Origin of the sequence: Streptomyces sp. M2CJ-2 (assembly GCF_016757295.1) — a bacterium.
In the GTDB taxonomy this organism is placed as follows: domain Bacteria; phylum Actinomycetota; class Actinomycetes; order Streptomycetales; family Streptomycetaceae; genus Streptomyces.
Map to the genome: position 1 here is coordinate 52,608 of NZ_JAESIF010000021.1, position 24,634 is coordinate 77,241.

Genomic DNA, 24,634 nt, shown 5'->3' on the forward strand with positions numbered 1-24,634 from the left:
CGACAAGGTCACGAACGGACGGATTGCGGCGTATTCCTGCGAACCCCCGTGCGACTGTGGTGGTCTTCTGCCGAGCCGAGACCGACACGGGGGGAATACCGGCACATGGGCTACTGGGGGTATTTCGTCGTGGGCCGTGGCGAGCGGCCGCTCGCCGAACTGGACGCGCTGGCCGGCGCCCGGGGCATGACCCTGCGCACGTCGGCGCCGGGCGGCTGGCAGATCTGGGAGTACCCGAGCGGAGACGGCGGCATCGGGAGCATGAACGACCTCGCCGGACAGACGGGCGCGCCCGCGCTGTTCGGCTATGTGATGGACAGCGCCTGCGTGGTGGTGGAGGCGGCGGCGCCGGAGAGCGGCGCGTGGACCACCTGCCTGGTGCGCGCCGCGATGGCGGACTACCTCGGCGCGGGAGCGGGCGGCGGGCAGGACGGCGGGAACCAGGACGGTGTGGAGCGGGACGGTGTGGAGCGGGAGGGGCTCACGCTGGAGGACTACTTCCTCGAGCCCCGCGACGCCGCGGACCGTGCCGTGGAATGGGCCGCCGAGGCCGGACACACCGTGCCCGCCGAGGCGCTGGTCGAGGTCCTGACCGCCGAGCCCGGCCCCGGTCCCGGTTTCGAGCCCGTGGCTGAAAACCTCTTCTTCCGCTTACTCGACCGGCTCGGAGTGATGCCTCTGTGACACTCCCGGGCCGTCGCACGCAGTAAGGGGAAATGCGGCCTCCGCCCCGTGAGGTCCGTGAAAGGGGCCTTGTCAGGGGCCTGCGAAGACCCGCTGAGGGAGACGTGGATGAGTCTGGTGGAACTGATCGCGCAGGCGGACGAGCGTGGGCTGGCCGCGAGCGGGCTGGCTTGTTTGGATCGGTGCGTACCGCTGCTGGGCGGCGACGACGAGACGCTGCGCCCCCTGTGGGCGAGCCTCGCCGAGGACGCCGCCGCCGACGACTGGACGCAGCGGCTGGAGCAGACGCGGGGCAAGCTCGACGGGGCGGCCGGCGGGGCCGCCGACGGTGACGCCGTGGCGCTCGCGCACCGGATGCTCACCACCGCCCCCACCGAGCGCTCCGCCCCCGCGCTGGAGGAGTGGGCCCACGCCTGCTCCGTCGTCGCGATGCGGATCCACCGGATCCTGGACGGCGGTGCTCCGTACGAGGACGTGACGGACGCGATCGAGGCAGCCCGCAGGGGCCGTATGGAGGGTCTGCCGCTGTCGCCGCTCGCCGCCGCCGAACTGCGCCGCCAGATCACCGTTCTGGAGGTCCTGGCCGGTCACGGCCCGGCCGGACTGCGCCGCGCGCTCGAGGTGTCGACGGAGGGCCGCCGCGTACTGGTCGCCGCACTGTCCCGCCGGAGCCGCAGAGACGGCTGAGAGACGGCTGACCGCCCGGCACCGGCGACCGCCCGGGACGGTCGTTCCGGGTCAGGGCAGGAGCCACTTCACCACCGCCTCCCGCTGCCGTGCCGTGCACGTGTAGAACGTGGTCAGGTCGCGGTGGGCCGCCGCGAAGGCGTCGCGTGCCTGCGGCTCCACGTCCGGTCCGCCGTAGCGCGGGAGGATCCGGTCACGGGCCCTTCGCCACAGCGTGTCGAAGTCGGCGGTCTCCAGGAAGCCGGCGACGCGGCCGGCCTGGGCCGAGGTCAGCAGCAGGAAGGGCGGCCGGCCCGGGCCGGGCGGGGTGACCGGACGGCCGCCGAGGACCACGTGGGCGGGCGGGCCGGCCGGCGTGTGCCGCGGGGCCGCACCGGTGTAGAGGAACTCCTGGTCGAGATACCCCTTGTCCAGGATCTCCTCGCGATGCCGGCCGATGCGTTCGCGCACCGCCTCCCAGTCGTCCTCGAACAGCCGCAGCAGCCAGGCGGGGCTGTTGCGCAGGGCCGGGGACGGTACGGCGCGTAGATGGAAGTACGTACTCATCGAAGACAGGAGCGCAGCAGACCCCCGATCCGTCACCCCCGTGTCGACGGCCCCGCCCGAACGAGCACGTTCTGTGACCACGGTGCGGTGGCCTCGGGGCGGTTCTGCGCCGGTTGCGGGATCGGGCGGAATCGCGGTGACGAATTCATCCCCCCGAGCGCTCTACCGAGTGTGACGACTGCGATGACTGCGACGACTGCGACGACACAGCAGGGGACCAGGCCTTCGGCCGCGGCCAAGCCCGTGCGATGGGCGGCGGACACCGTGACGGCCATGCGTGAAGGGGCACGGCTGCGACTCGACTACTCGGCGCGCAGTCTGTGGAGCGTCGACCGCATGATCGAGGACATACGCCGGGAGGCGGCCCCGTACGCCGCCGTGGAGACGGTGCTGCGCGGATTCGGCGCCTATGCCGGTGAGGTGATCGTGCGCCGGACCGGAGGAGAGTGGTGGGTCTCGGGCGGCGACCACTGGGTCCGCACCCCCGACGGCCGCTTCTGGGACCCCGTGGACGAGGCCCGCCGCTGCTACACGGGTGACGGATCACTGCGCCTGCTGTGCCGGGACGCGTTGCGGACGTGACGCGCGGCGCCGCGCACGCGCCACGGCCGGTCCGAGGACCCTCGATCCCCCCGCGACCGGAGGGTCGTACGGGGCGGTTGACGAGCTGTGACACTTTCGTGGTGCCGGACGCTGATGACCGTGAGGCGGGCTACGACCCGATGTGTCGCACCAGGCGTCGCCCCACGAACTCGGTACGGACGAGGACGGTTCTTGGGCAAGGGAGGGGAACCCCGCCGCGCGAAGGCGCACGACGGGGAGCTGGGCGCGGCTGTCGCGCGGGCCCAGGACGGGGACGAGGCCGCCTTCGCCGTGGCCTACCGCCTCGTCCAGCCCGGACTGCTCGGGTATGTGCGCGGGCTGGTCGGTGACGACGCCGAGGACGTGACGTCGGACGCCTGGCTGGAGATAGCCCGCGACCTGGGCAGGTTCAAGGGCGACGGAGCGGGGTTCCGGGGCTGGACGGCGACCATCGCCCGGCACCGGGCGCTGGACCACCTGCGTCGGCAACGGGTGCGGCCCCGCCCCTCGGCACTGGAACAGGACGTGTGGGACCTCCCCGGTCGGCAGAGCACGTACGAGATGGCACTGGAGGCCATTTCCACGGAACACGCCCTGGCGCTGGTCGCGGGACTGCCCCGGGACCAGGCCGAGGCCGTACTGCTGCGGGTGGTCGTCGGCCTCGACGGACCCGCCGCCGCCCGCGTCCTCGGAAAGCGGCCGGGCGCGGTGCGGACGGCCGCGTACCGGGGTCTGAAACGCCTGGCCGCACAACTGGGTGCCGAAAGTGTGACGGATGAGGCCTCCCGGACGCTGGGTGAGTCGAAGTGACCCGTGACCGGGACGGCGCGTGACGGCGGACGGGGACGGCGCCCCGACCGGACCGGCCGGCCCCGGCGACCCGCGGCCTCCGGCCCGCCGGGCGGTCTGAACAGGCCGGACGCGCGGAACGTATGCGTCGGTCGGGCCGTACCGCCCGAACGGGCGGGCCGCGCGGACCGGTTGTGCCGGGCGGGGCCGGGAGTGAACCGAGTGGATCGAGCAGGGACGGAAACGGACATGGGTGAGCGGAGGAACGACGGCGCGCCGTCCGGCCGTCGGCGTGAGCACCCCGAGGGCGTGTCGCAGGGCCGTCGCCCGGTCGGCCAGGGCCGCCTCGGCTCCGGTCCGCACGCTGCCCGTGGCACCGAGGGTCTCGAGGCGCTGCTCGTCCGGGCGCTGGTCCGGGAGGGTGTCGACGACGAGGCCGAGCAGCGGGCCGTGGCCGCGTTCCGGGAGGCACGGGAGACGGGCGCGCAGCGCACCGGTGCCCGCGCCCGGCGCCGGGACGACTGGCGGCCGGGGGAGCGGCGCCTCGGTCGCTTCTCGGTGAAGACCACCCTCTCCGTCCTGATCGCCGGTCTCAGCCTGGGCGGGGTCGCCGTGGCCGGGATCGGCGCGGCCGGCTCGGCGGGGGACGTTCCCGGGGACGACGGGAACCGAGGCCCCACCACGGCGCCGGCCGACATCACGGCGTCGGCCGGCGCCTCGGCGCCCGGGGGCCCGTCCGCCGCCCGGTCCGCCGGCACCGGTGCGGACTCCCGGCCCGGTTCCGACTCCGCCGCGCCGGAGCGCCCTGCCCGGGCCCGGGACGTCGAGGCCCACTGCCGGGCGTACGAGCGGGTCGAAGGGCGCGGCAAGGCGCTGGAGTCGGTCGCCTGGAAGCGGCTCATCGAGGCGGCGGGCGGCGCGGCGAACGTCGACGCGTACTGCACCGAGCGGTTGCGTTCGGCGACGGGTGAGGCGAGACCCGGCGGCACCGGTGTGCCGGCCGACAGGACCGGTGGCGCGGGCGGGGCGGCCGGGAACAGCCCCTCCGACACCGGCGCTTCGGGCAACGGCGCGAGCAAGGGTGCGGGCGACAGCGCGAGCAGCGGTCAGGGCAAGCCCGCTCAGCCGGGTGGCGAGAAGAAACCGTAGGCCTGTCCCGTCAGCCGCCGAGGCAACGGCCGAGGCAACGGCCGAGGCCGCCACCCCCCACAGGAGAGGCCCCAGCCGTTGCGCGGCACGGGCCGCGCGGCGGCCCGTAACTCCTACAGCGTCATGTGTGCGTTTTCTGTCACACCGGCCGGTCACGGGTCTGTTGAACCATGCACGAAATCGGGAACGGGCATGGACGGGGAGAGGTTTCAGGTCGTAACGTGCCTTTCGCGCCAGGCCGTGAAGGACAAACGACCACCACCATCACGGGCCGAGGGGCAGGCCCTAGAGTCCGTAATCGATCGAATGACCACGACGGCGAGTACCCGGTCCGCGGAAGCGGTGCCGGCTGAGGCGCAGAAGGGCGCGCGCGGTGTTGGGGGACGACGCGGAGTTGACCGCCGCGGTGGGGGCGGCACAGGACGGGGACGAGACCGCGTTCCGGACCGTGTACCGAGCCGTGCACCCGCGGTTGCTGGGATACGTGCGCACACTGGTCGGCGATCTCGACGCAGAGGACGTGACGTCCGAGGCATGGCTGCAGATCGCCCGGGACCTGCAGCGGTTCAGCGGTGACGCGGACCGGTTCCGCGGCTGGGCCGCCCGGATCGCCCGTAACCGCGCACTCGACCACATCCGCATGCGCGGGCGCCGCCCCGCGATCGGCGGTGACGAGACCGAACTGACCGGGCGGGCCGCGGCGTTCGACACCGCCGACCGGGCCATCGAGGCGATGGCCACCGACGGCGCCCTCGCCCTGATCGCCCGACTGCCGCAGGACCAGGCCGAGGCCGTCGTCCTCCGGGTGGTCGTGGGCCTCGACGCGAAGACCGCCGCCGAGACGCTGGGCAAACGGCCGGGTGCCGTACGCACGGCCGCGCACCGGGGCCTGAAACGGCTGGCCGAGATGCTCGACGGCGATCCGGAGGCACATCCGGAATCCACCGGGGTGCTCGATGCCCTCCCCCTCCAGAGAGAACCGCGCCGGCCCGCGGTGACGTCCGCGAGTGTGACGCATATGCGAGCGCGGACGCAGAAGGACATGTGATGGCCGACGAGCAGTACAGGTGGCTGAACCGCGAAACCGCGGAGCGACTGCTGAACGGAGAGCCATTCGAAGCTGCCGACCCGGCCACCCGTGACCAGGCAGAACGCCTCGCCCGAACGCTCGGCGCGCTCTCCTCTCCACCCTCGCCCCCGTCGGCCGACGAGGAACTCCCCGGCGAGGCCGCCGCGTTGGCCGCCTTCCGCAAGGTGCGCGAGGAGCGCGTGGGACAGTCGCACGCCGACTCGTCCGCCCCATCCGCCCCGTTCGACCCGTCCGCCGCGGACCGGGCCGGAACGCGGTCCGTCGACGCCGGGCTGATCCGTATCGGCACCCCGGGTGCGGACGGTTCCGGAGCCAGGCAAAGGCCCCGCTGGGCGCGCCCCGTGCGCTACGGGCTGGCGGCCGCGCTGACCGTGGGCATGCTCGGTGGAGCGGCGGTCGTGGCCGCGACCGGTGTCCTGCCGGTGTCGTCCGCGGGGTCCTCGGGCTCCGACCCCGCGGCCTCCGCCACGGCCACCGCCACTCCCGAACGCCTCCAGCCGCCGTCCCCGCCGAAGGGGGACCCGCGGGACGGAGCCACACCGGAGGGCGACCCGGGCAAGCGGTCCGGGGGCGACGAAGCGGTTACGGGGCAGGGGGACGGGCCGGGCGCCGACGAGGACGGCGGTACGGCGGCGCGACCGGGCGACCCGGTGGTCGGTGCCGGCCGCGGGCAGATCGCCTCGGCCTGCCGTGCGCTGCGCGACGGCAAGAAGCTGCAGGGCAACCGCAAGCGCGTCCTGGAGAAGGCCGCGGGCGGCTCCTCCCAGGTCGGGCCGTACTGCGAGAACGTCCTGGCCGCCCGAGCCGGGGGAGCCGGCTCAGGAGACGGCACGAGCTCCGGCGACAGCTCCGGTTCCGGCTCCACGGAGCAGAACGACGGCGACCCCGACACCCGCGACGAGGGCAGGGGCAACGGCAACGGCGGCGACGGCGGCAACAACGCGAACGGCGGCAACAACGCGAACGGCGGCAACAAGGGGAACAAGGGGAACAACGGCAACCAGGGCGCGGGCAACGGCAACGCCGACAACGGCGGCAAGGGCACCGGCGGCAACAACGGCAAGGGCGCCAACAAACCCGGCTGACCTGTGGCTTTGCGGGATTTGGTCACCTCTTGGCCGCCAAGTGTGACGTTTTTGGCCGCCGGTGCGCAGTAATGAGTGAGCCGACTGGTCATCGGCTTCGGCACTGAGCCAGGGTTCCCCCCGTACCTGTGGCTCGTGCATCTCGGCGCGGGCGGGACACGTTCCCCCGGTCCCGCCCGCGCCCTTCTCACCCCTCCGTGCCCGCGCGACGCTCACCCGTGGACGACGACCTTGTCGCCGTTGCGCACCTGCCCGTACAGCCGGGCGATGGCCGCCTCGTCCCGCACGTTGACGCAGCCGTGCGAGGAGCCCGCGTAGCCCCGCGCGGCGAAGTCCGCCGAGAAGTGCACGGCCTGGCCGCCGCTGAAGAACATGGCGTACGGCATCGGCGAGTCGTAGAGCGTCGACCAGTGGTCGCGGGACTTCCAGTAGACCTGGAAGACGCCGTCACGGGTCGGTGTGGGGTCGGCGCCGAAACGGACGGGCAGCGTCATCACGGTCCGCCCGTCGATCATCCAGCGCAGGGTGCGGGTGGACTTGCTGATGCACAGCACCCGGCCCGTCCGGCACCGCGCGTCGGGGGCGGCGGCCGGCTGGCCGCCCATCAGATACAGCTCCCACTTGCCCGGTTCGTGCGTCATGCCGAGCAGCCGCTGCCAGGTGACGGTGTCGGTCCTCCCGGTCCGCGGCAGTCCGCGCTTGCCCTGGAACCCCTCGACCGCCTCCCTCGTCCGGTCGTCGTACGTCCCGGTGGGACCGTCGAACAGCCAGGCGACCTGACGCAGCCGGGCCTGGAGCTCACGGACGTCACGCCCCGAGTCGCCGGGCGACCAGAGCACCCGTGCGGGCGGCCGTGGCGGGACGGCGGTCTCCGCGCCGCCGCCCTTCCCTCCGCCGTCGGAACCGGAACCGGAGCCGGAGTCCGGGGGGCGGTAGGCGGACGGCGTCCCGCCCGGTCTCTCGACGTGTATCGGTGACCGTTGCCTGCCGTCCGCGTCGACGGGCTGCACCGTGCACCCCACGACACCGCCGGCCAGGGCGGCCGACGCCAGGAACACGGCCACCGCTCTCCCCGTCCCCATGCCCGTACTACGCACGCGGCCCCCCCGTCGTCTCACCGGTCGCGGTCGGTCGTCATCCAGGGTTTTTCCCTGAGATGTTCCCCGGACGTGACCGCTTCCGAACCACGGGGCATGGTGGTGTGTGACGGGAAGACGGCCGGGGCGGCGTGTGCTGTGAGCGCGGTCCCACCGGCTCTGTGAGCAAGGTCCCAGCGTGCGCCTCTGCACCGGGCCGCATCCGCACGGCTACAGTCCGTCGAAGCGTCGGGTCTTTACTGGCGGGTAACTGACGGGTAACAGGCGAGCGGGCCGAGCAGCACCGCTCAGCGGGAGGCATCACACCATGGCGCGCGAGTCGGACAGTGCCCGGACCACCGAGAGCGGACTGCCCATCGAACCGGTCTACGGGCCGGATTCCCTCGAGGGCTGGGACCCGGCCGAGCAGCTGGGTGCCCCGGGCGCCTACCCCTTCACCCGGGGCGTGTACCCGACGATGTACACCGGCCGTCCCTGGACGATGCGCCAGTACGCCGGTTTCGGCACGGCGACCGAGTCCAACGCGCGGTACAAGCAGCTGATCGCCAACGGCACGATGGGCCTGTCGGTCGCCTTCGACCTGCCCACCCAGATGGGCCACGACTCGGACGCCCCGATCGCCTCCGGCGAGGTCGGCAAGGTGGGCGTCGCCATCGACTCGATCGACGACATGCGGGTGCTGTTCGACGGCATCCCGCTGGACCAGGTCTCGACGTCGATGACGATCAACGCGCCCGCCGCCCTCCTGCTGCTCCTGTACCAACTGGTCGCCGAGGAGCAGGGCGTGCCGGCGGGCAAGCTCACCGGCACGATCCAGAACGACGTGCTGAAGGAGTACATCGCGCGGGGCACGTACATCTTCCCGCCGAAGCCCTCCCTCCGGCTGATCGCGGACATCTTCAAGTACTGCAGGGCCGAGATCCCGAAGTGGAACACGATCTCGATCTCCGGCTACCACATGGCCGAGGCGGGGGCCTCCCCCGCGCAGGAGATCGCGTTCACGCTGGCCGACGGCGTCGAGTACGTCCGTACGGCGGTCGCGGCCGGGATGGACGTCGACGACTTCGCCCCGCGCCTGTCGTTCTTCTTCGTCTCCCGGACGACGATCCTGGAGGAGGTCGCCAAGTTCCGGGCGGCCCGCCGGATCTGGGCGCGGGTGATGAAGGAGGAGTTCGGGGCGAAGAACCCGAAGTCCCTGATGCTGCGTTTCCACACGCAGACGGCCGGTGTGCAGCTGACGGCCCAACAGCCCGAGGTCAACCTGGTCCGCGTCGCCGTCCAGGGCCTCGCGGCGGTGCTCGGCGGCACCCAGTCCCTGCACACCAACTCCTTCGACGAGGCCATCGCACTGCCCACCGACAAGTCCGCCCGGCTGGCCCTGCGCACCCAGCAGGTCCTGGCCTACGAGACGGACGTGACGGCGACCGTCGACCCCTTCGCGGGTTCCTACGTCATCGAGAAGATGACCGACGAGGTGGAGGCCGCGGCGCTGGAGCTGATGCAGAAGGTCGAGGACCTCGGCGGCGCGGTCAACGCCATCGAGCACGGCTTCCAGAAGAGCGAGATCGAGCGCAGCGCCTACCGCATCGCCCAGGAGACCGACTCCGGCGAACGGGTCGTGGTCGGCGTCAACCGCTACCAGCTCGACGCGGAGGAGCCGTACGAGCCGCTGCGCGTCGACCCGGCGATCGAGGCCCAGCAGGCCGAACGCCTGGCCAAGCTCCGCGCGGAGCGCGACCAGGGCGCCGTGGACTCGGCGCTCGCCGCCCTGAAGAAGGCGGCGGAGGGCGAGGACAACGTCCTGTACCCGATGCGCGAGGCCCTGAAGGCGCGGGCGACGGTGGGCGAGGTGTGCAACGCGCTGCGGGAGGTGTGGGGGACGTACGTGCCCAGCGACGCGTTCTGAGCCGACGGGTTACCCCGGACGGGTGATCATGGGCGGAACGTGCCCGGTTCCGGGTTACGGCCATGAAGGGTGTTCCCGGAAGGGGGTGCCGTGGCTGTGAACCTTGACAAGTCGCCGCTTGCCGATGCCGCTGAACGGATCTGTAAGGAGCTGCCCGCACACCGCGTGGAGATCCTCAACGGATGCATGAGCGTGACCCAACCACCGGGCGGCCCGCATCAAGAGTCGCTGACCTGGCTGGTCGAGAAGTTTTTCAGGGCCGGAGCCAGGCAAGCGGGACTCAGGTACATGCAGGGCATCGGCTTGTGGCTGCCGACGGGGCCGGACGACTACGCGGTACCGGATTTCTCTGTCGTCCACGCCGACTACAGGGACGCCTTGGTCGAGAAGAATCGCTACGCGCCGCACGTCTTCCGACTGGTCCTGGAGGTGACATCGTCCTACCGGACGTACGACACGGCCACGAAGGTCGATGCCTATGCCCGGGCCGATGTGCCCGCCTACATCATTGTCGACCGCACGCACGACGAGGCCCTGCTCCACACCGACCCGGCCGACGGCAAGTACCCCGACCCCCAGCGCTTCAAGCGGGGCCAGTCCGTCCCCGTCCCGGAGTCCGTCGGGATCACGCTCGACCTCTCCGTCGCCACACTGCTCGACGGCGACGGCGACGGCGACGGCTGACCGGACTCCGGACAGCCGGATCGGAGTGTCGTACCCCCGTGCGACACTCTTTTCCATGTTCGGTGTCATCGATCTTCCCACCTACCTCGCGGGCCTGATCCTCATCGTGCTGCTGCCCGGCCCCAACTCCCTGTACGTGCTGTCGGTCGCCGCCCGCCGGGGCGTGCGGGCCGGGTACACCGCCGCGGCCGGGGTCTGGTGCGGGGACGCCGTGCTGATGACGCTGTCCGCCGCCGGAGCCGCCTCGCTGCTCCAGGCGAACGCCTTCCTGTTCGGGATCGTGAAGCTGCTGGGCGCCGGATATCTGACCTGGCTCGCCATCGGCATGCTCCGCGCCGCCTGGACGATGTGGCGCACGCGCCGGGAGAGCGACCCGGCCGGTGTCCCGGCCGCCGCCACCGCCGCGGAGCGGCCCTTCCGCCAGGCGTTCGTCATCAGCCTCTTCAACCCGAAGGCGATCCTGTTCGTCGTCGCCTTCTTCGTGCAGTTCGTCGACCCGGGCTACGCCTATCCCGCCCTGTCCTTCGTGATCCTCGGCGCCATGCTCCAGTTCGCCAGCGGTCTCTACCTCAGCGCGCTGATATTCGGCGGCACCCGGCTCGCCGACGCCTTCCGCCGCCGCCGGAGCCTGTCGGCGGGGGCGACCTCGGCGGCGGGCGCCCTGTTCCTGGGCTTCGCGGTGAAGCTTTCGCTGGCGAGCGCGTAGGGCCACCGCCGGGCCCGCCCCGCGGGGCGGGCCCGGCGGTGGTCAGGCCGTCTCGGACGGGGGCTTGGCGGAGGGCCGGGACAGCAGGGTCCGGATCTTCGGGGGCAGGGTCTCCTCCACGTACCGGTTCAGCAGCCAGGCCAGTGCCAGCATCGCGGTGATCGTGAGGACGAAGGTCTCCGCCGAGCCGATGCCCAGGCCGCGGTGCAGGGCGTGGATGACCACCCAGCCCAGGTGTTCGTGGACCAGGTAGAACGGGTAGGTCAGGGCGCCCGCGACGGTCAGCCAGCGCCAGTTCGCCCAGTTCAGCCGGCCCAGCGCGATGGCGGCGACCGCGACGAAGCCGAGCGTGACGACCAGGATGACGCCGAACGAGGTCCGGTGGGAGAAGGCGTCCGCGCTCGGCGCGTGCCACAGGTCCCGGACCGCGTAGTGCTGGCCGATCAGCCAGCTCACGCCGACGATGCCCCAGGCGTACGCGTCCTTGCGGTCCCGGTGGACGAGGTACAGGCCGATGCCGCCGATGAAGAACGGGGCGTACTCCGGCATCAGGACGAGGTCGAGCAGCGGCTCGTTCGCGGCCTCGGCGATCGCGGCGGCCATGGTCCACACCGCGCAGAACAGGATCACCCGCCGCCGGCTCGCCCCGGGCATCACCACGAACAGGGCGAACAGCGCGTAGAAACGGATCTCCACCCACAGCGTCCAGCACACGCCCAGTACCCGGTCCGCGCCGAGCGGCTGCTGGAGCATCGTCAGGTTCACCAGGGCGTCGCTCGGGGAGACGGCCTCGTAGACGACCACCGGCAGGGCGAACACCGCCGTCACGAGCAGGACCGCCACCCAGTAGGCGGGCAGCAGCCGGGAGGCGCGGGAGGCGAAGAACGACCGCAGCGGCCGGCCCCAGCCGCTCATGCAGATGACGAATCCGCTGATCACGAAGAAGACCTGGACGCCGAGGCAGCCGTACGAGAAGTACGCGTGCAGGGTGGGGAACTGGTCCTTCGGTGAGCTTCCCCAGGCCGTGCTGACGTCGCCGCCCCGCCCGCCGTAGTGGTAGGCCGCGACCATCAGTGCGGCCAGCAGCCGCAGCCCGTCCAGGGCGCGCAGACGGCCGCCGGAGGTGCTGGACCGGGCCGGGGCGGCGGTGGGGGTGTCCCGCTGTTTCGCGGACGCCGTGGCGGTGGGCCGGGGCTGCGGCGCCGGGCTGACGGCCGTCTCGGTCACGCTGGTGGTCCTCCGTGCTCGTACTGTCCGCGCCGTCCGCGCCCTTGCCCCGCCCGGGTGTCAGGAGGCCCGTAGGAACGCGGAGTGGGACGCCTTGCCGAGGTAGGTGAAACGGGTGTCGCTCGTGAGGTGCTTGTCCAGCGCCTCCTTGATGCCCGGCCACTTGGGGTCGCCGAAGTCGTCGAGGACGACGATCGCGCCCGGGGCGGCGATCTCCTCCGCCCACTCGAGGTCCCTGGCGACACCCTCGGCCGAGTGGTCGCCGTCGACGACGATCACGCCGTAGCGGCGGTCCGAGACGGCGGCGCGGGTGTCGGGGTCCTCGGAGAAACCGCGCTGGATCCGGGCGGCCAGGCCCGCCGGACCGGCCAGGGCGAGGTTGGTGCGGACGGCGTGCTCGTCGACCGGGGTGCCGGAGGGGTCGTCGCGCCGCGGCGTGCCGGGCTGGAGCTGCACGCCGGCGAACGGGTCGACGATCGTCACGCTCGGGCTGCGGCCGTCGCGCTCCAGCATCCGGATCAGCCCGGTGGAGAACATGCCGTAGAGCGTGCCGATCTCGAGGACCTCGTCGTTCGGCGGGTCGAGCAGGGGGATGGTGCCGAGCTTGCCGCAGATGTTCATGGTGCCGCCGGCGATCCGGCCGACCCCGAGCGACTCCAGTGAGACCAGCAGCCGGAACGCGGTGGCGACGTTGCGCTCGGCGGCGGCCCGGTCCCCCGCCAACTCGGCCACCTCGGAGTGCAGGCGGCCCAGCGGGCCGGGGCTCACCCTGCGTGAAAGTCCTCGACCACGAGAGCCGAGCAGCAGGTCGAGGGTGAGTTGCCCGCGCTTCATCTCCTCGACGGCATCGCGGAGTCGCTCTCTCTCCACGGTGTCCGCGGCGGCCGCCGAGCGGATGCGCCGCTCGATGCGTCGGTCGATGAGATCGGCCACCGGGCGCAGCAGGCGCCGGGAAGCGGGGCTGGTCAGCAGGGAACGGCTGTTCATGGAACCGAATGCCTCAATCCGTCGGGAGTCGAGCAGGAGTGATGCGGCTTGCGGACTGGGGACAGGCTAGGGGCGGGGGCGCGGTGGGGGAGGAATACGAAGTCGATCGGCAGGCGAACAAGTGGCGAACTCCGTATGGAGCCCTCACGGGATCCGGGTGCGCCGGAGGCCGGAGGCCGGTGGACGCGGGAACGCCGAAGGCCCCGCCCCCGCGAGTCAGGTCGCCTCGGCGGGGTGGGGCCTCTTCGTGCGTACGCGCTCCGGCCGGCTCACCCGAGCAGGCGTCGCAGCTTCAGCCTCCCCCACAGCAGGCTGGTGGCGAACGACAGGGCGATGACGGTGATCAGCAGACCCACCAGGAGCAGCCCCGCCACCGGTCCGCTCAAGTCCGGCGACACCAGCGGGGCGACGATCTCCTCGACGAACAGCACATGCACCATGTACGCGCCGAGCGCGGCGTTGGCCAGCTTCCGCAGCAGGGGCCGCCGCTTCTCGGGAACCCTGACCCTGCTGATCAGAAGCAGCACGCAGATGCTCATGAGGGCGACGAACAGGTGCGCGTTGGGCATCACGTAATGGATCTGCGTGTTGTACCAGAGGGCCCCGACCATGGTGAGCGGCAGCAGGAGGAACAGCGGCCGGCGCGACCGTACGGCGCCGGCCGGGAGGGAGAACAGCAGCGCGCCGCCGACCGCGTACACCAGTGAGTAGGTGCCGAAGCCCCAGGCCGAGGAGGGCATTTCGTGATCCGTCACCTCGGCGAGAGTGGTCAGCACGCTGGGGAGGACCGCGATGCCGAGCAGGGCCGCCCCGAGCCCCCAGGGCCGCTTGCCGGCCTTGAGCAGCACCGCGAAGGCGAGCAGCATGATGATCGGGATGTAGGCGTACATGAACCACAGGTGGTAGGCGGGCTGCACGGAGCCGAAGAGGGAGTCCGTGGCCAGCTCGGTCACGGGCCGGTCGTTGCGGTCGCGCAGCCAGGCCCAGACGAGGTAGATCGCCGTCCACACGAAGAGCGGAACGAGGTTGCGGACGATCCGCTGCCACATCCGCGCGCTGTCCCGCGGGGGCGCGCCGACCAGTACGGCCCAGCCGGCGATGGCGAAGTACATGGGGACGGCGAACGGGTTGATCGCCTCCGCCACGTGTCCCGCCCAGTACGATCCGGAGCCGTTCTCCGGATCGTTGCCGGTGGCGCGGATGAACTGGGCGCCCACGTGTCCCAGCATGATGGTGGCGGAACAGACCAGCCGCATCAGGTCGATGTCGAAGCGGTGTTCGCGCGGTGCGGCGGTCTGTCCGGAAGGAGCGCTGCTCTGCTGCTGAGGCAGGAGCACTGCGGTGTCGTTCGGCACCGGGCCACTCTCCGTGTGCCCGGTGTACGGGAGTTGACGAGTGAATGGCTCCACTGTGACCGGTGGGTCTCGGTTGGCGGCCCGGTGCGGGTGAGGGGGGCTGGTCTTTTGGCGGCCGGGGCTGCGTCACCCCTTCCGGACGCCGCGCCGTACCGTCCTGCGCACCACGCGCTTCGCCCGGCTCACTTGGAGCTTGGCGCGCGATCGGGGTTTGCTGCCGGGAAGGCGGAGCTCGGCCAGCCGCGGTTCGGGGAAGTAGTGGCCGGGGCTGCCGGCCAGGTTGCGTCGCAGCCAGTCGGCCGTCGACTCCCGCAGCTGTGGGTACGTCTTGGGCTGCATGCAGAAACCCATCGCGCTCACCAGCGGTGACAACGTCTCGGAGGCCGCGCCGACGAGCGCCGGGTCCTGGCCGCGTTCCAGATCGGGTACCAGATGGTCGATCACGGCCAGGGGCACGCGGTTGCTGTTCGGATAGGGCTTGAGGCGCCCCATCACCAGTCCGGTCCCCACCCGTGCGACGGGCACGTCGTAGTAGGCGGAGGCGGTCACCATCGCCGTCGAGAAACAGCCGACGACGAGTGCGGGACGGCAGTGGTGGTACAGCGTCTCGGCCAGCAGCGGCGCGTCCAGCACGGTGAGCCGGACCCCGGCGTCCGCCGCCGCTTTGCTCAACGCCGCCGAGTAGCCGGCGGGCGCCGTCGGATGGGGCTTGAAGACCACGGACCGGTGGCCGGCCCGCACGGCCCCGGTGAGCATGCGGACATGGAGGTCCTCCTCCTCCTGCGCGCTCAGGATGTTGATCGCCGCCAGGTACTGGCCGAGCAGCACGGCCGTCGGCGCCTCCTCCAGGACGGGCGCCAACCGCGGGTCGTCCGCCGCGTCCCGGGAGATCTCGTCGAGCACCTCGCGGAACGCCTCGTCCGGGACCACCTCGGGCCCGACGCCGTACTCGGACAGCAGCAGGGGCTTCAGACCGGGGATCAGATCGAGGTGGAGCAGCCGCCGGATGCGGCGGGCGATGGTCAGCGGCAGCTTGTCCCGGGTCGGGCCGTAGCTCATGAGGCCGTCGGCGTACACGTGGACGGTGCTCTCGGAGAAGATCGCCGCCAGCGCGCGGGCCGGGTTGACCTGGATCGACTCGACGGCGAGCTCGATCAGGTCCCGCTCGCCGATGCCCCACTGCAGACGGAACGCCTTCTGCCACATCACCGTGTCGTTGCCCCGCGGGCCCCAGGCGCTGGGGTGGTGGGGACTGATCGTCTCGTTCCAGCTGACCACTGAGTCGAACCGGCCCGCTATGCGCGCGTAGCCGTGCATCTCGTCGAGCCGCAGGGCGGTCTCCGGTATGGCGGCGTTGTTGGAGACCAGCAGGACGCGCCGGGCCCCGTCGCGCGGTCCGAACAGGCCCGCGTCGAGCGCCGCGGCGAGGGTGGCCGCTCCGTAGAGGGTCGAGACCTGGAAGATCTGGGTCTTGCGGGACATGGATCAGGCAGCCTTCCGCCCGTCACGCAGGCGGCTGAGCAACCTGCTCCGAGTGCTGTCGATGGTTCTGAGGGTCTCCTCGAGCGCATGCTGGGGCATGCGGTGCAGCGCGGCTCGCGTCTCCTGCCGCAGCCGCTGCGCCGCCGAGGGCTCGTACTCGTCCGCCTTGCCGATGTGGAAGGCGATCATGGCGCAGTAGGTCCGTACGGCCTTGAGGAGGAAACGTTCTGCCTCCGGATCCTTCTGCAGCTCCCGCAGCAGCGTGTCGTACGACGGGATGAAGTCCAGCTGACGGGAGTCCTTGATCTGGGTGAGCGAGGTCGCGACGCCCCGCCGGTAGAACACGCCGTGCACACCGAGGGACGCGTACGTCCTGGCCTTCAGGTGCAGCTGCCAGATCCACAACCGGTCCTCCGCCGTGCGGAGTTCGGTCGCGAAGCGCATGCCGCCGTCGTCGAAGAGATGCCGTCGGTAGACCCCCGCCCAGACGAAGGGGTAGTCGACCATGGTCTCCATGTCGGCCGGCGCTATCCCCTCACGCGGATCCATCACGATGTTGCGCGCCGGTGCCGAGGGCCGCCGGATCACCCGCTCGGTGCCGGTGACCTGGACGTGATCGGTACGGGCGAAGTCGCAGCCCAGCTCGTCCATGGCGCGCACCAGTTCGGCGAGGTGGCCGGGCCCGTACCAGTCGTCACCGTCGAGGAACGTGATGAACTCGCCGTCCGCCGCGTCGATACCGCTGTTGCGCGCCTGGGCTATCCCCATGTTCTTCTCGTGCCGGATCACCCTGGCGCGGGGCTGCCGCTCCGCCCACCGGTCGATCACCGAGGAGGTGGAGTCCGTGGAACAGTCGTCCACGAGCAGGAACTCGACATCGGGGCCCGCGTTGTTGGCGAGGCTTCGCAGCGTGCTCTCGGCAAACGCTCCCACATTGTGCATGGGGACGACGACGGACAATCTCGGCACGGGGGCCTCTCACGCTCGAAGGATGGAGATGCGGAACAGTCTGTCGACTTTTTCGAAAGGGAAGATGCGGTCCGAGACGGAGAGGTGAATTCCGCACGCGTCGAAGGTGAATTCTCGGTGTCTCACGCTCGGCCGAAGGTTTTCCGGAGTCCGTCGATGTTCGACCGGGTGGTTTCCCACAGGAACTTCTGCGCGCCGTGCACGTCCGCCACGGCTGCCGCGTGGTCGTCGAGGATCGCCGCGGCCCGCTCCGTGAGCCGCGCGCCCAGTTCCCGGTCGTGCACGGACAGCCCCCACTCCGCGCGGCCGATGTCGGACAGGAAGTAGGCGAGTTTCGGGTGGGAGACCAGGCTGAGGATCGGGGTGCCGCAGCCGAAGGGGATCATGCCCGCGTGCCCGCGCATGCCGATCACCAGCCGCGACCGGCCGTACAGATCGCGGATGCCGTCGTTCGACATGTCGTACAGCTGCTCCACGGGCAGGCTGAGGCCGTGCTCCCGGCGCAGGTCGTGCACGAACTTCTCGTCGGCGGGCATGTGGGCCGCGTACCGCACGTCGGCCCTCTCCCGCAGGGCCCGCAGCGCGGTGGCCAGCTGGGCGAGGAAGTGGCCGTAGTCGTGGCCGAACCGCAGTCCCGCGCGGTCGTACGCGCAGTTGACCAGGACGGTGTCGGACCGCTCCGCCGGGTCGAGCAGTCCCGGGACGAGATACCGGGCCACCGTGGTCGGGCAGGGCTGGTAGCGCACCCGGTCGCGCAGCTCCTCGGGCAGCAGCTCGCGGACCCGCTCGATCGAGCCGTGGTTGCGCAACCCGAAGAACGCCGACCGCTCGACGAGGACCCGCAGACTCTCGGCGAACCGGGCCCGGCGGTAGAGCTGCCCGTCGAACACGTTGTAACCGACGGCGAACACCGCCAGGGGAGCGGTGATCCGGGCCAGGATCCCGTCCGGGACGTTCCACTGCCAGTGGCTGTTGCCGTTGGGGGAGGTGTCCGGGAGGAAGAGCCCGCCACCGCCCACGATCACCCCGCGCCGGGCGTTCAGCCGCTCCAGCGCCGCCTCGTCGACCAGGTGGTGCACCGGCTGCCGGTACCAGCGGCGCGGCCCGGTGTCGGCGTCGAAGCACATGCGCACGGCCTCGGGCAGGACCTTGTCCCCGGCGTTCTCCTGCCCCTCCGCGAACAGCGCCACGTGCGCCAGCTGGTCCGCGGCGGCGGTCGGCTGCCGCGGTTCCGGACCCTTCGCGCGGGTACGGACGTACCAGCTGTGGCACCCGGCGTCGGTGGGGTCGGCGTCCAGGCCGTCCCGGGCGTACGCGTGCGCGTCCTCCTCCCGCCCGCACAGCCACGCCAGGCGGGCGAGCTGGGCGAAGGCGCGCGGGGCGACATCGGGTGACGCCGCCGCCAGCAGCAGGTGGGCCTCGGCCTCGTCGTAGCGCGACAGCGCCATCAGTGACAGGCCGAGCGTCTCATGGCACCGCGGCGCGTCCAGCCGGTCCGCCACCACGGGCGCCAGGACGTCGACGGCCTCGTCGTGGCGGCCCTGCCGGCGGTACACGTCGGCCACCGTGCGGGCGAGGTCCAGGGAGGGGCGCGCCGCGAGCAGGGGCGGGGCGCAGTGCGCCAGGAGATCGGGGTGCTTGCCGCCGGGCAGGGCACAGTAGGCGGCCCGGAAGTCGTCGTCGCTCATCTCGAAGCGGCGCCGCGCCTCGGCGGCCGGACCGTACCCGGGCGCGTCGAACGGTTCGGTGAAGTGGAGGACGGCGACGTTCGGGGGCACCGGCGTGTCGTCGTACAGCCGCCGGGAGAGGAAGTCGTAGCGCGCGTCCAGCGGAACCAGGACGTCCGTCGGCGCGTCCGGACCGTTCTCCTCGAAGACGTCGGCGAACCGGACCGCCACGGCGTCGTCCACGTCGGCGCGCTGGACGACCAGGAGGCCGTCGGGCAGGACGGCGCGCCGTGCACCGCCCTCCGCGTCGCACAGCAACTGCGGTACGGCGCCCACACCGTGGCGCATCCGCAGCAGCTCACCGATGTCCCCGAGGACGACCATGGCCGGACCGAGGGCGATGACGGTGTCGTAGCCCTCCAGCCGGAAGAGGTCCGTACGGCTGTCCGCCCGGCGCGTGACGATCCGCGGGTGCAGGCGGCGAAGCGCGTCGAACGCGGCGTCGGGCAGCCCCGGGTGCAGGACCACGAAGTCCTCGCACACGCCCGGGTTGGTCAGCGCCAGGCTGCGTATCAGCGTGGGGAGAGCGGACACGCGGTCGGAGTCGGTGTGGACGGCGAAGGCCATCCGGCGTCTGCCGGTGACGGTGCTCCGGTCGTCCGCGGAGGAGTGGGTCATCTCAGGGCGATCCTCATCTTGCTGTCGTCGACGCGCGTCGCACGGTCCATGACCCACTCGGCTTCCCTCGGCCGCAGCCGGCCCGGCAGGCCGAAGCCGATGAGGTCCAGCCGGGGGCTGACATCCAGGAAGTCCAGCAGCCTCAGGACGGTGAAAGCGGTGGTGGTCGCCGTTTCCCAACTGTCCTCACCCAGCAGCGCGGGGTCGGTCAGGGGCCGGCGCAGGGAGGCGTCACCGATGTGTTCCTGTGCCCCGGGCACGAGCCGCTGTCGGGTGGCGCGGCGCCATCTTGCGGCCGGGTCGCCGAACACCAGCCGGATGCCGGCCGGCTCGGTCCAGGCGGGCCCGTTCCACGGGGTGTCGCCCCGCAACGAGACGGCGTGCAGGTCGGTGCGCTCGCCGGTGTCCTCGGCGCGGATGCGGAACGAGTCGCAGCGCACCACCAGGTCGTAGCCGTCGATCTCGGCGCCCAGCCCGCTCCCGGCTGTGCTCCCGGTTGCGTTCCCGCCGTGCGAGACCAGGCACACCGTCCGCCCCGCGACCAGGCCGCGCAGACCACTGACGCCGATCGGAGTGCTTCCGCCGAGCAGCGGGTCGGGCGTTCCGGTCCGCTCGACGAGCCGTCGGTACGTGCCGTACAGCGCCAGCAGGCGCCGTACGTCGGGGTCGGCGATGCCGCGCTCGGCCACCCGTGCCCGTACGTGGGCGGCGAATTCGGGCGCCGCGCTCGCGCCGGGCTGTCCGTGCGGGCCGTGCAGGGGGGAGTCGGCCCCGGGGGAGAGGGCGACGGCCGCGTCCAGGCACGCCTTCCGGCGGCGCAGGGTGTCGATCCTGCGGGCGATCTCGGGTGCTCCGGAGCCGTTCTGCCGCAGCGCGAGGTGGCGTTCGTAGCTCTCCAGAGCCTCCTCGTCACGACCGAGCCCGTCCAGGGCCAGGCCGTGCAGCCGCCAGGCGCCCTGGGACCGCTGACGGATCAGGGTCGCCGTCTCGGCGACGCCCAGGGCGAGGCGCAACGCGCCGTCCCCACCGGTCTCGAGCGCACGCTCGCCGACCTGGAGCAGGGCGTCGAAGGGGTCGGCGGACGGGGTCTCGAGGGAGACGGCGAAGGCGCCGATCGCCTGCGTCAGCCGGGCGGGGGCGGGCGTGGCGCCCTGTGCCGCGAGGTACTCGCCGCACAGGCGCGTGCTCCGGGCGAACAGGGCCGGCCTGGCGGCTTCCTTCTGCCGTGCCTTGAACAGTCCCGCCAGGGGGTTCGTCATACGTTCCACCGTTCTCGGATCGGAGGCCGAATGTGCCCCACTGTCACGAGCCGCGGGTGGCTTTCCGGCGGATGGACGGTGAACACTGCCCTTCGGACAGCCGACCGGTCCTCGCCGCCCGGCCGCACGTCGTTCCTCACCGCTTGACCGCGCGCCGGACGGCCCGCGCACGCCGCACCACTCTGCGTGCCGTCGCGTTGTGCCGCAGGAACGCCAGGCGCTGCGGAACGCCGCCGGGCAGGCCCAGCGAGGTGAGCCGCCGCTTCTTGAAGTACCGCCGGGTGCCGCCGTCCAGCCGGGTGGACAGGTAGCGCTCGGCCTGCGGCCGCAGCTCCCGGAGGATCCTCGGCTGCATCGCGAAGCCGACGGTGCGGACCAGGTCGCCGAGCGTGTCGGTGTCCACGGCCCCGCGCCGCTCGGCGACCGCCGCCGTGTCCGTCGGCGCCGGCAGCAGCGCGTCGACGATGGTGACCGGGATCCGGTTGCTGTTCTCATAGGGCGTCAGCCGGTCCAGCAGGGTGTCCGTGCCGACCCGGGCGACCGGCAGGCCGTACAGGGCGGACGCGGTCAGCAGGGCCGTGGAGAAGCAGCCGACGACCAGGGCCGGGCGCATCCGCTGGTACAGCACCTCGGCCAGGACCGGGGTGTCCACCACCGTGAGGTCGACGCCGAGCCGTTCGGCCTCCTCCTCCAGGGTGCGGACGAAGCGCGCCGGGGCCGTGGGGTGCGGTTTGAACACCACCCGGCTGTGACCGAGGTGCACCGCGCCCTTCAGCATCCGCACATGCAGGTTCTCCTCCTCCTCGGCGGAGAGGATGTCCAGCGCGGACAGGTACTGGCCCAGCAGCAGCGCGGGCTCCGTCACGTCGGGCAACTCGGCGTCGATGTCGACCAGCTCGGCCAGCACCTTGGTGAACGCCGGGGTCGCCACCACCTCCGGCGCCACCCCGAACTCGGTGAGCAGCAGCGGCTCGAGCCCCGGCACCAGGTCGAGGTGGAGCAGCCGCTCCACCCGGGTGCCGACCAGCGGGTCGATCTTGTTGCGGGTGGGGCCGTAACTCATCAGACCGTCCGCGTAGACGGTGACGGGCGCGTCGACGAAGATCTGCGCCACTCCGAGCGCCGGGTTGACCTGGATGGACTCCACGGCGAGCGCCACGTCGTCGTCACCCAGGTTCCACAGCAGCCGCAGATGGCGCTCCCACAGGGGCACGTCCTCGAGGCGCGGCGCCCAGTTGCCGGGGTGGAACGGGAAGACGGCCTCGTTCCACGACAGCACGTCGTCGAACCGGGACCGCAGGTGCTCGAACCCGGGCATCTCGTCCACGGCGGGCGTCGTCTCGGGCGTCGTCGCGTTGTTGGAGACCAGCAGGATCCGCCGGCCGGCCGGGGCGAAGCAGCCCGAGTCCAGGGCGGCGGCGAGGGTGGCCGCTCCGTAGAGGGTCGACGCCATGAAGATCTGAGTGGTCACGCGGCGACCTCCGAGGCCGGCACCGGACGGCGGCGCAGTCGGCGCAGCCGGGTGGCGCGCTCGGTGTCCATCGAGTCGAGTGCGTCGTCGAGTACGTCCTGCGGCATGCGCCGCAGCGCGGCGGTGCCCATGTCCTTCAGTTTCCGGGCCACGGATGGCTCGAACCTTTCGATGGATCCCAGATGGTGGGAAATGATGGCGCAGTAGGTGCGCACGGCCTTCGGCAGCAGCCTCGCCGCCTCGGAATCCCGCGCGGTCTCCTCGACCACCTGGTCGAACGCGCGAATGAAATCGAGCTGCCGGGCGTCGCCGATCTGGGTCAGCGACGAGGAGACACCGCGCCGGTAGAACACCCCGAGCAGGCTGGTCACCGCGAAGGACTCCGCCTCCCGGTGCAGCTTCCAGATCCAGGGCCGGTCCTCGGCGGTGCGCAGTCCGTCGGTGAAGTGCAGCAGGCCCCGTTCGACGAGCCTGCGGTGGTAGACGCCCGCCCAGGCGTAGGCGTAGTCGACGGAGGTGGTCCGGTGGGCGGGGAGGATCGCGTCGCGCGGGCTGAGCGGCACGTTGCGCCGGCCGTGCGGGACGCGGTGCACGGTGCGGGCCCGCGCCGTGCACTGCACATGGTCGGTGCGGACGAAGTCGCAGTCCAGCTTCTCGATCGCGGAGACCAGCCGGGCGTAGTGGCCCGGCGCCAGCCAGTCGTCGCCGTCCAGGAAGGTCAGGTACTCGCCGCGGGCCCGGTCGATGCCGGTGTTGCGGGCGGTCGCGAGCCCGCCGTTCCGTTCGTGTCTCACCAGCACCGCCCCCGGCAGTTCACGCTCCGCGCGCGCGAGGAGATCCGCGGTCCCGTCGGTCGAGCAGTCGTCGACGAGAATGAACTCGAAGTCGTCCCGCGCGTTGGCACGCAGACTCCGCAGGGCATCGGGGGCGTATGGGCGCACGTTGTAGAACGGCACGATGACGGAGAGCTTGAGCACGTCGGCGACGCTAGGCGGCGGCCCGTCATCCTGCTTTACCCACACCTTGATACGTGATGAACGACGCGTGTCGAAGCAGTGAAGCGAACATTTTTCCGGGCATCGGGCGGGCTGATTCGGCATTCGGCGATCTTCTGTTAACCATTTGTTGGATTCGGGTTGGGCCGCTACTAGAAATTGCTTCCTAGCGTCTTCGTCGTGCCAGTAAGTGCAACGAAGACCCTGCGAGTCGCCGTCCTCGCGGATTCCGACACCCGGTGGAAATGGGGCGCGCTCACCGCGAACCGCATCGCCCCGGAGAATTCGGACATCCGGCTGGACGGTTATCTCCTGCGGGGCCGTGCGACTCCCACCGCCCGTCAGCTCGAAGAGGTCGGCGTCCGGGCGGACGCCCTCCACGAGGTGACCGCGGTCCAGTTCCTGCACGCCATGCGGGAGGAGCCGTACGACGTCCTGGTCCTCGCCCTGGTCGGCGGCGGGGTCCAGGCGATGCTGCACGGACTCGGGCGGGTCTGGCAGGACGGCCCCGACGGCCGGCCGAAGCGGCCCGTCGTGGTCACCGGATACGTGGGCGTCGTCTACGAGAAGCTCGCCGACGGCCTGCTGCTGCGCCACGGAGCCGACCTCGTCCTCGCCAACTCCCGCCAGGACGCGGACCGTTTCCGCGCCGTGTACGAAGGAGTGGGCGCCGACGCCGGCTCGGTGACCGAGGTCGCGCTGCCCTTCCTCGGCGGCGCCGCCCACCCCGGGGAAGGGGAACACGACCCCTACACGGTCGTCTTCGCCGCCCAGCCCTCCGTCCCGGAGAGCCGCAAGGACCGCACCTACCTGCTGAACCGGCTGATCGAGCACGCCCGCCGGCACCCCGAGCGCGAGGTGCTGCTCAAGCTCCGCTCCAAGCCGGGCGAGCACACCACGCACATCGAGGAACTGCCGTACCAGAAGCTGGCCCAGCGGTTCGACCCGCCGTCCAACTTCCGCCTGGTGTACGGGCACATGGGCGAGGTGCTGGACCGCACCGACCTGCTGGTCACGATCAGCTCCACGGCCGCCCTGGAGTCCCTGCACCGGCGCATCCCGACCGTCGTCCTCACCGACCTCGGGGTGCGCGAGGCGCTCGGCAACCACCACTTCGTCGGCTCCGGCTGCCTCGCTTCCTGGGACCAGCTCGACGCCGGGCACCGGCCCGTGCCCGACGAGGAGTGGGTGTCCCGGCAGGGCGTCGCGACGGGAGGCTCGTACGCCACCGCCTTCGACGCCGCCCGCGAACGCGTCGCCGAACTGCTCGACCGCCCCGGCGGCCTGCCGCCGCTGGCCCCCTACTACACGTCCGTCACCGCGCCCGGCTATCTGCCCGGCCTGCTCGCCCGCCACCACCTCGGCCCGGACGGCACCCCGCTGCCCGGCGCCCCCGCCGCCGACAAGGAGCCCGGACCGGTCCGGCAGATCGTGCGCCGCGCGGCGCGCGGCGCCTACCGGCACGGCGTCCAGCGGGTGGCCCCGGTGGTCCGTCGGATGGGCGAACTGTGACCGCCTCCCTTCCTGCTCGAGGAGCTG

22 protein-coding genes are annotated in these 24,634 nt (G+C 71.8%); 11 read left to right on the forward strand and 11 right to left on the reverse strand.

What is annotated here, in order from left to right:
• Window positions 1-105: 105 nt before the first annotated feature.
• Together JL475_RS18160 and JL475_RS18165 are read left to right on the forward strand one after the other, a co-directional pair.
• Window positions 106-684, forward strand: coding sequence for a hypothetical protein (locus JL475_RS18160; RefSeq protein ID WP_202278774.1), 579 nt, complete (start codon window positions 106-108; stop codon window positions 682-684).
• 108 nt (window positions 685-792) lie between these two features.
• Entirely contained in the window at window positions 793-1,371 is a 579-nt protein-coding gene (locus tag JL475_RS18165) for a hypothetical protein (RefSeq protein ID WP_202278775.1), read from the forward strand.
• Between the two features lie 51 nt (window positions 1,372-1,422).
• Here JL475_RS18165 and JL475_RS18170 read toward each other — a convergent pair whose 3' ends face one another.
• Complete coding sequence (locus JL475_RS18170) at window positions 1,423-1,917, reverse strand: DUF1877 family protein (RefSeq protein ID WP_202278776.1); 495 nt, start codon at window positions 1,915-1,917, stop codon at window positions 1,423-1,425.
• Between the two features lie 183 nt (window positions 1,918-2,100).
• Here JL475_RS18170 and JL475_RS18175 point away from each other — a divergent pair, with 183 nt between their 5' ends.
• The 5 genes from JL475_RS18175 to JL475_RS18195 all read left to right on the forward strand — a co-directional run bounded on the left by JL475_RS18175 (window position 2,101) and on the right by JL475_RS18195 (window position 6,612).
• A complete protein-coding gene (locus JL475_RS18175) occupies window positions 2,101-2,499 on the forward strand; it encodes a hypothetical protein (protein WP_202278777.1) in 399 nt (132 codons plus the stop codon).
• Between the two features lie 192 nt (window positions 2,500-2,691).
• Window positions 2,692-3,309 (forward strand): RNA polymerase sigma factor, encoded by a 618-nt coding sequence (locus tag JL475_RS18180; RefSeq protein WP_202278778.1) that lies wholly within the window; start codon window positions 2,692-2,694, stop codon window positions 3,307-3,309.
• Window positions 3,310-3,537: 228 nt separating this feature from the next.
• A complete protein-coding gene (locus JL475_RS18185) occupies window positions 3,538-4,437 on the forward strand; it encodes a hypothetical protein (protein ID WP_202278779.1) in 900 nt (299 codons plus the stop codon).
• Between the two features lie 373 nt (window positions 4,438-4,810).
• Window positions 4,811-5,485 carry an RNA polymerase sigma factor gene (locus JL475_RS18190; RefSeq protein WP_202278780.1) on the forward strand — a complete coding sequence of 225 codons (675 nt, stop codon included), beginning with the start codon at window positions 4,811-4,813 and terminating at the stop codon, window positions 5,483-5,485.
• Window positions 5,485-6,612 carry a hypothetical protein gene (locus JL475_RS18195; protein ID WP_202278781.1) on the forward strand — a complete coding sequence of 376 codons (1,128 nt, stop codon included), beginning with the start codon at window positions 5,485-5,487 and terminating at the stop codon, window positions 6,610-6,612. The genes JL475_RS18190 and JL475_RS18195 overlap by 1 nt, the downstream gene beginning before the upstream one ends.
• 212 nt (window positions 6,613-6,824) lie before the next feature.
• Here the strand turns inward: JL475_RS18195 and JL475_RS18200 are convergent, their stop codons facing one another.
• On the reverse strand, window positions 6,825-7,694 hold the full coding sequence (locus JL475_RS18200; protein WP_202278782.1) for a L,D-transpeptidase family protein: 870 nt from the start codon (window positions 7,692-7,694) through the stop codon (window positions 6,825-6,827).
• 322 nt (window positions 7,695-8,016) lie between these two features.
• On the opposite strand from JL475_RS18200, the gene JL475_RS18205 reads away from it, so the two are divergent.
• The 3 genes from JL475_RS18205 to leuE all read left to right on the forward strand — a co-directional run bounded on the left by JL475_RS18205 (window position 8,017) and on the right by leuE (window position 11,005).
• Window positions 8,017-9,615 carry a methylmalonyl-CoA mutase gene (locus tag JL475_RS18205; protein WP_202278783.1) on the forward strand — a complete coding sequence of 533 codons (1,599 nt, stop codon included), beginning with the start codon at window positions 8,017-8,019 and terminating at the stop codon, window positions 9,613-9,615.
• A 90-nt stretch (window positions 9,616-9,705) separates the two neighbouring features.
• Window positions 9,706-10,299: a Uma2 family endonuclease gene (locus JL475_RS18210; RefSeq protein ID WP_202278784.1), complete on the forward strand. Its 594-nt coding sequence runs from the start codon at window positions 9,706-9,708 to the stop codon at window positions 10,297-10,299.
• Window positions 10,300-10,354: 55 nt separating this feature from the next.
• A complete protein-coding gene (gene leuE, locus JL475_RS18215; RefSeq protein WP_202278785.1) occupies window positions 10,355-11,005 on the forward strand; it encodes a leucine efflux protein LeuE in 651 nt (216 codons plus the stop codon).
• 42 nt (window positions 11,006-11,047) lie between these two features.
• Here the strand turns inward: leuE and JL475_RS18220 are convergent, their stop codons facing one another.
• The 9 genes from JL475_RS18220 to JL475_RS18260 all read right to left on the reverse strand — a co-directional run bounded on the left by JL475_RS18220 (window position 11,048) and on the right by JL475_RS18260 (window position 23,077).
• The gene (locus tag JL475_RS18220; protein ID WP_202278786.1) at window positions 11,048-12,232 is read right to left on the reverse strand and encodes an acyltransferase; all 1,185 of its coding nucleotides are present in this window, start codon (window positions 12,230-12,232) and stop codon (window positions 11,048-11,050) included.
• A gap of 60 nt (window positions 12,233-12,292) precedes the next feature.
• Complete coding sequence (locus tag JL475_RS18225) at window positions 12,293-13,219, reverse strand: class I SAM-dependent methyltransferase (protein ID WP_202278787.1); 927 nt, start codon at window positions 13,217-13,219, stop codon at window positions 12,293-12,295.
• A gap of 269 nt (window positions 13,220-13,488) precedes the next feature.
• Window positions 13,489-14,574 (reverse strand): acyltransferase, encoded by a 1,086-nt coding sequence (locus JL475_RS18230; RefSeq protein ID WP_202278788.1) that lies wholly within the window; start codon window positions 14,572-14,574, stop codon window positions 13,489-13,491.
• A gap of 126 nt (window positions 14,575-14,700) precedes the next feature.
• Complete coding sequence (locus tag JL475_RS18235; protein ID WP_202278789.1) at window positions 14,701-16,056, reverse strand: polysialyltransferase family glycosyltransferase; 1,356 nt, start codon at window positions 16,054-16,056, stop codon at window positions 14,701-14,703.
• A 3-nt stretch (window positions 16,057-16,059) separates the two neighbouring features.
• On the reverse strand, window positions 16,060-17,025 hold the full coding sequence (locus JL475_RS18240; RefSeq protein WP_202278790.1) for a glycosyltransferase family 2 protein: 966 nt from the start codon (window positions 17,023-17,025) through the stop codon (window positions 16,060-16,062).
• Between the two features lie 122 nt (window positions 17,026-17,147).
• A complete protein-coding gene (locus JL475_RS18245) occupies window positions 17,148-19,370 on the reverse strand; it encodes a polysaccharide pyruvyl transferase family protein (RefSeq protein WP_202278791.1) in 2,223 nt (740 codons plus the stop codon).
• On the reverse strand, window positions 19,367-20,629 hold the full coding sequence (locus tag JL475_RS18250) for a glycosyltransferase family 29 protein (protein ID WP_202278792.1): 1,263 nt from the start codon (window positions 20,627-20,629) through the stop codon (window positions 19,367-19,369). Before JL475_RS18250 ends, JL475_RS18245 begins: the two co-directional genes overlap by 4 nt.
• Window positions 20,630-20,765: 136 nt before the next feature.
• Window positions 20,766-22,100, reverse strand: a complete 1,335-nt coding sequence (locus JL475_RS18255) for an alpha-2,8-polysialyltransferase family protein (protein ID WP_202278793.1) — start codon at window positions 22,098-22,100, stop codon at window positions 20,766-20,768.
• Window positions 22,097-23,077, reverse strand: coding sequence for a glycosyltransferase family 2 protein (locus JL475_RS18260; protein ID WP_202278794.1), 981 nt, complete (start codon window positions 23,075-23,077; stop codon window positions 22,097-22,099). The genes JL475_RS18255 and JL475_RS18260 overlap by 4 nt, the downstream gene beginning before the upstream one ends.
• 198 nt (window positions 23,078-23,275) lie before the next feature.
• Here JL475_RS18260 and JL475_RS18265 point away from each other — a divergent pair, with 198 nt between their 5' ends.
• Entirely contained in the window at window positions 23,276-24,607 is a 1,332-nt protein-coding gene (locus JL475_RS18265) for a DUF6716 putative glycosyltransferase (RefSeq protein WP_202278795.1), read from the forward strand.
• Window positions 24,608-24,634: the final 27 nt, after the last annotated feature.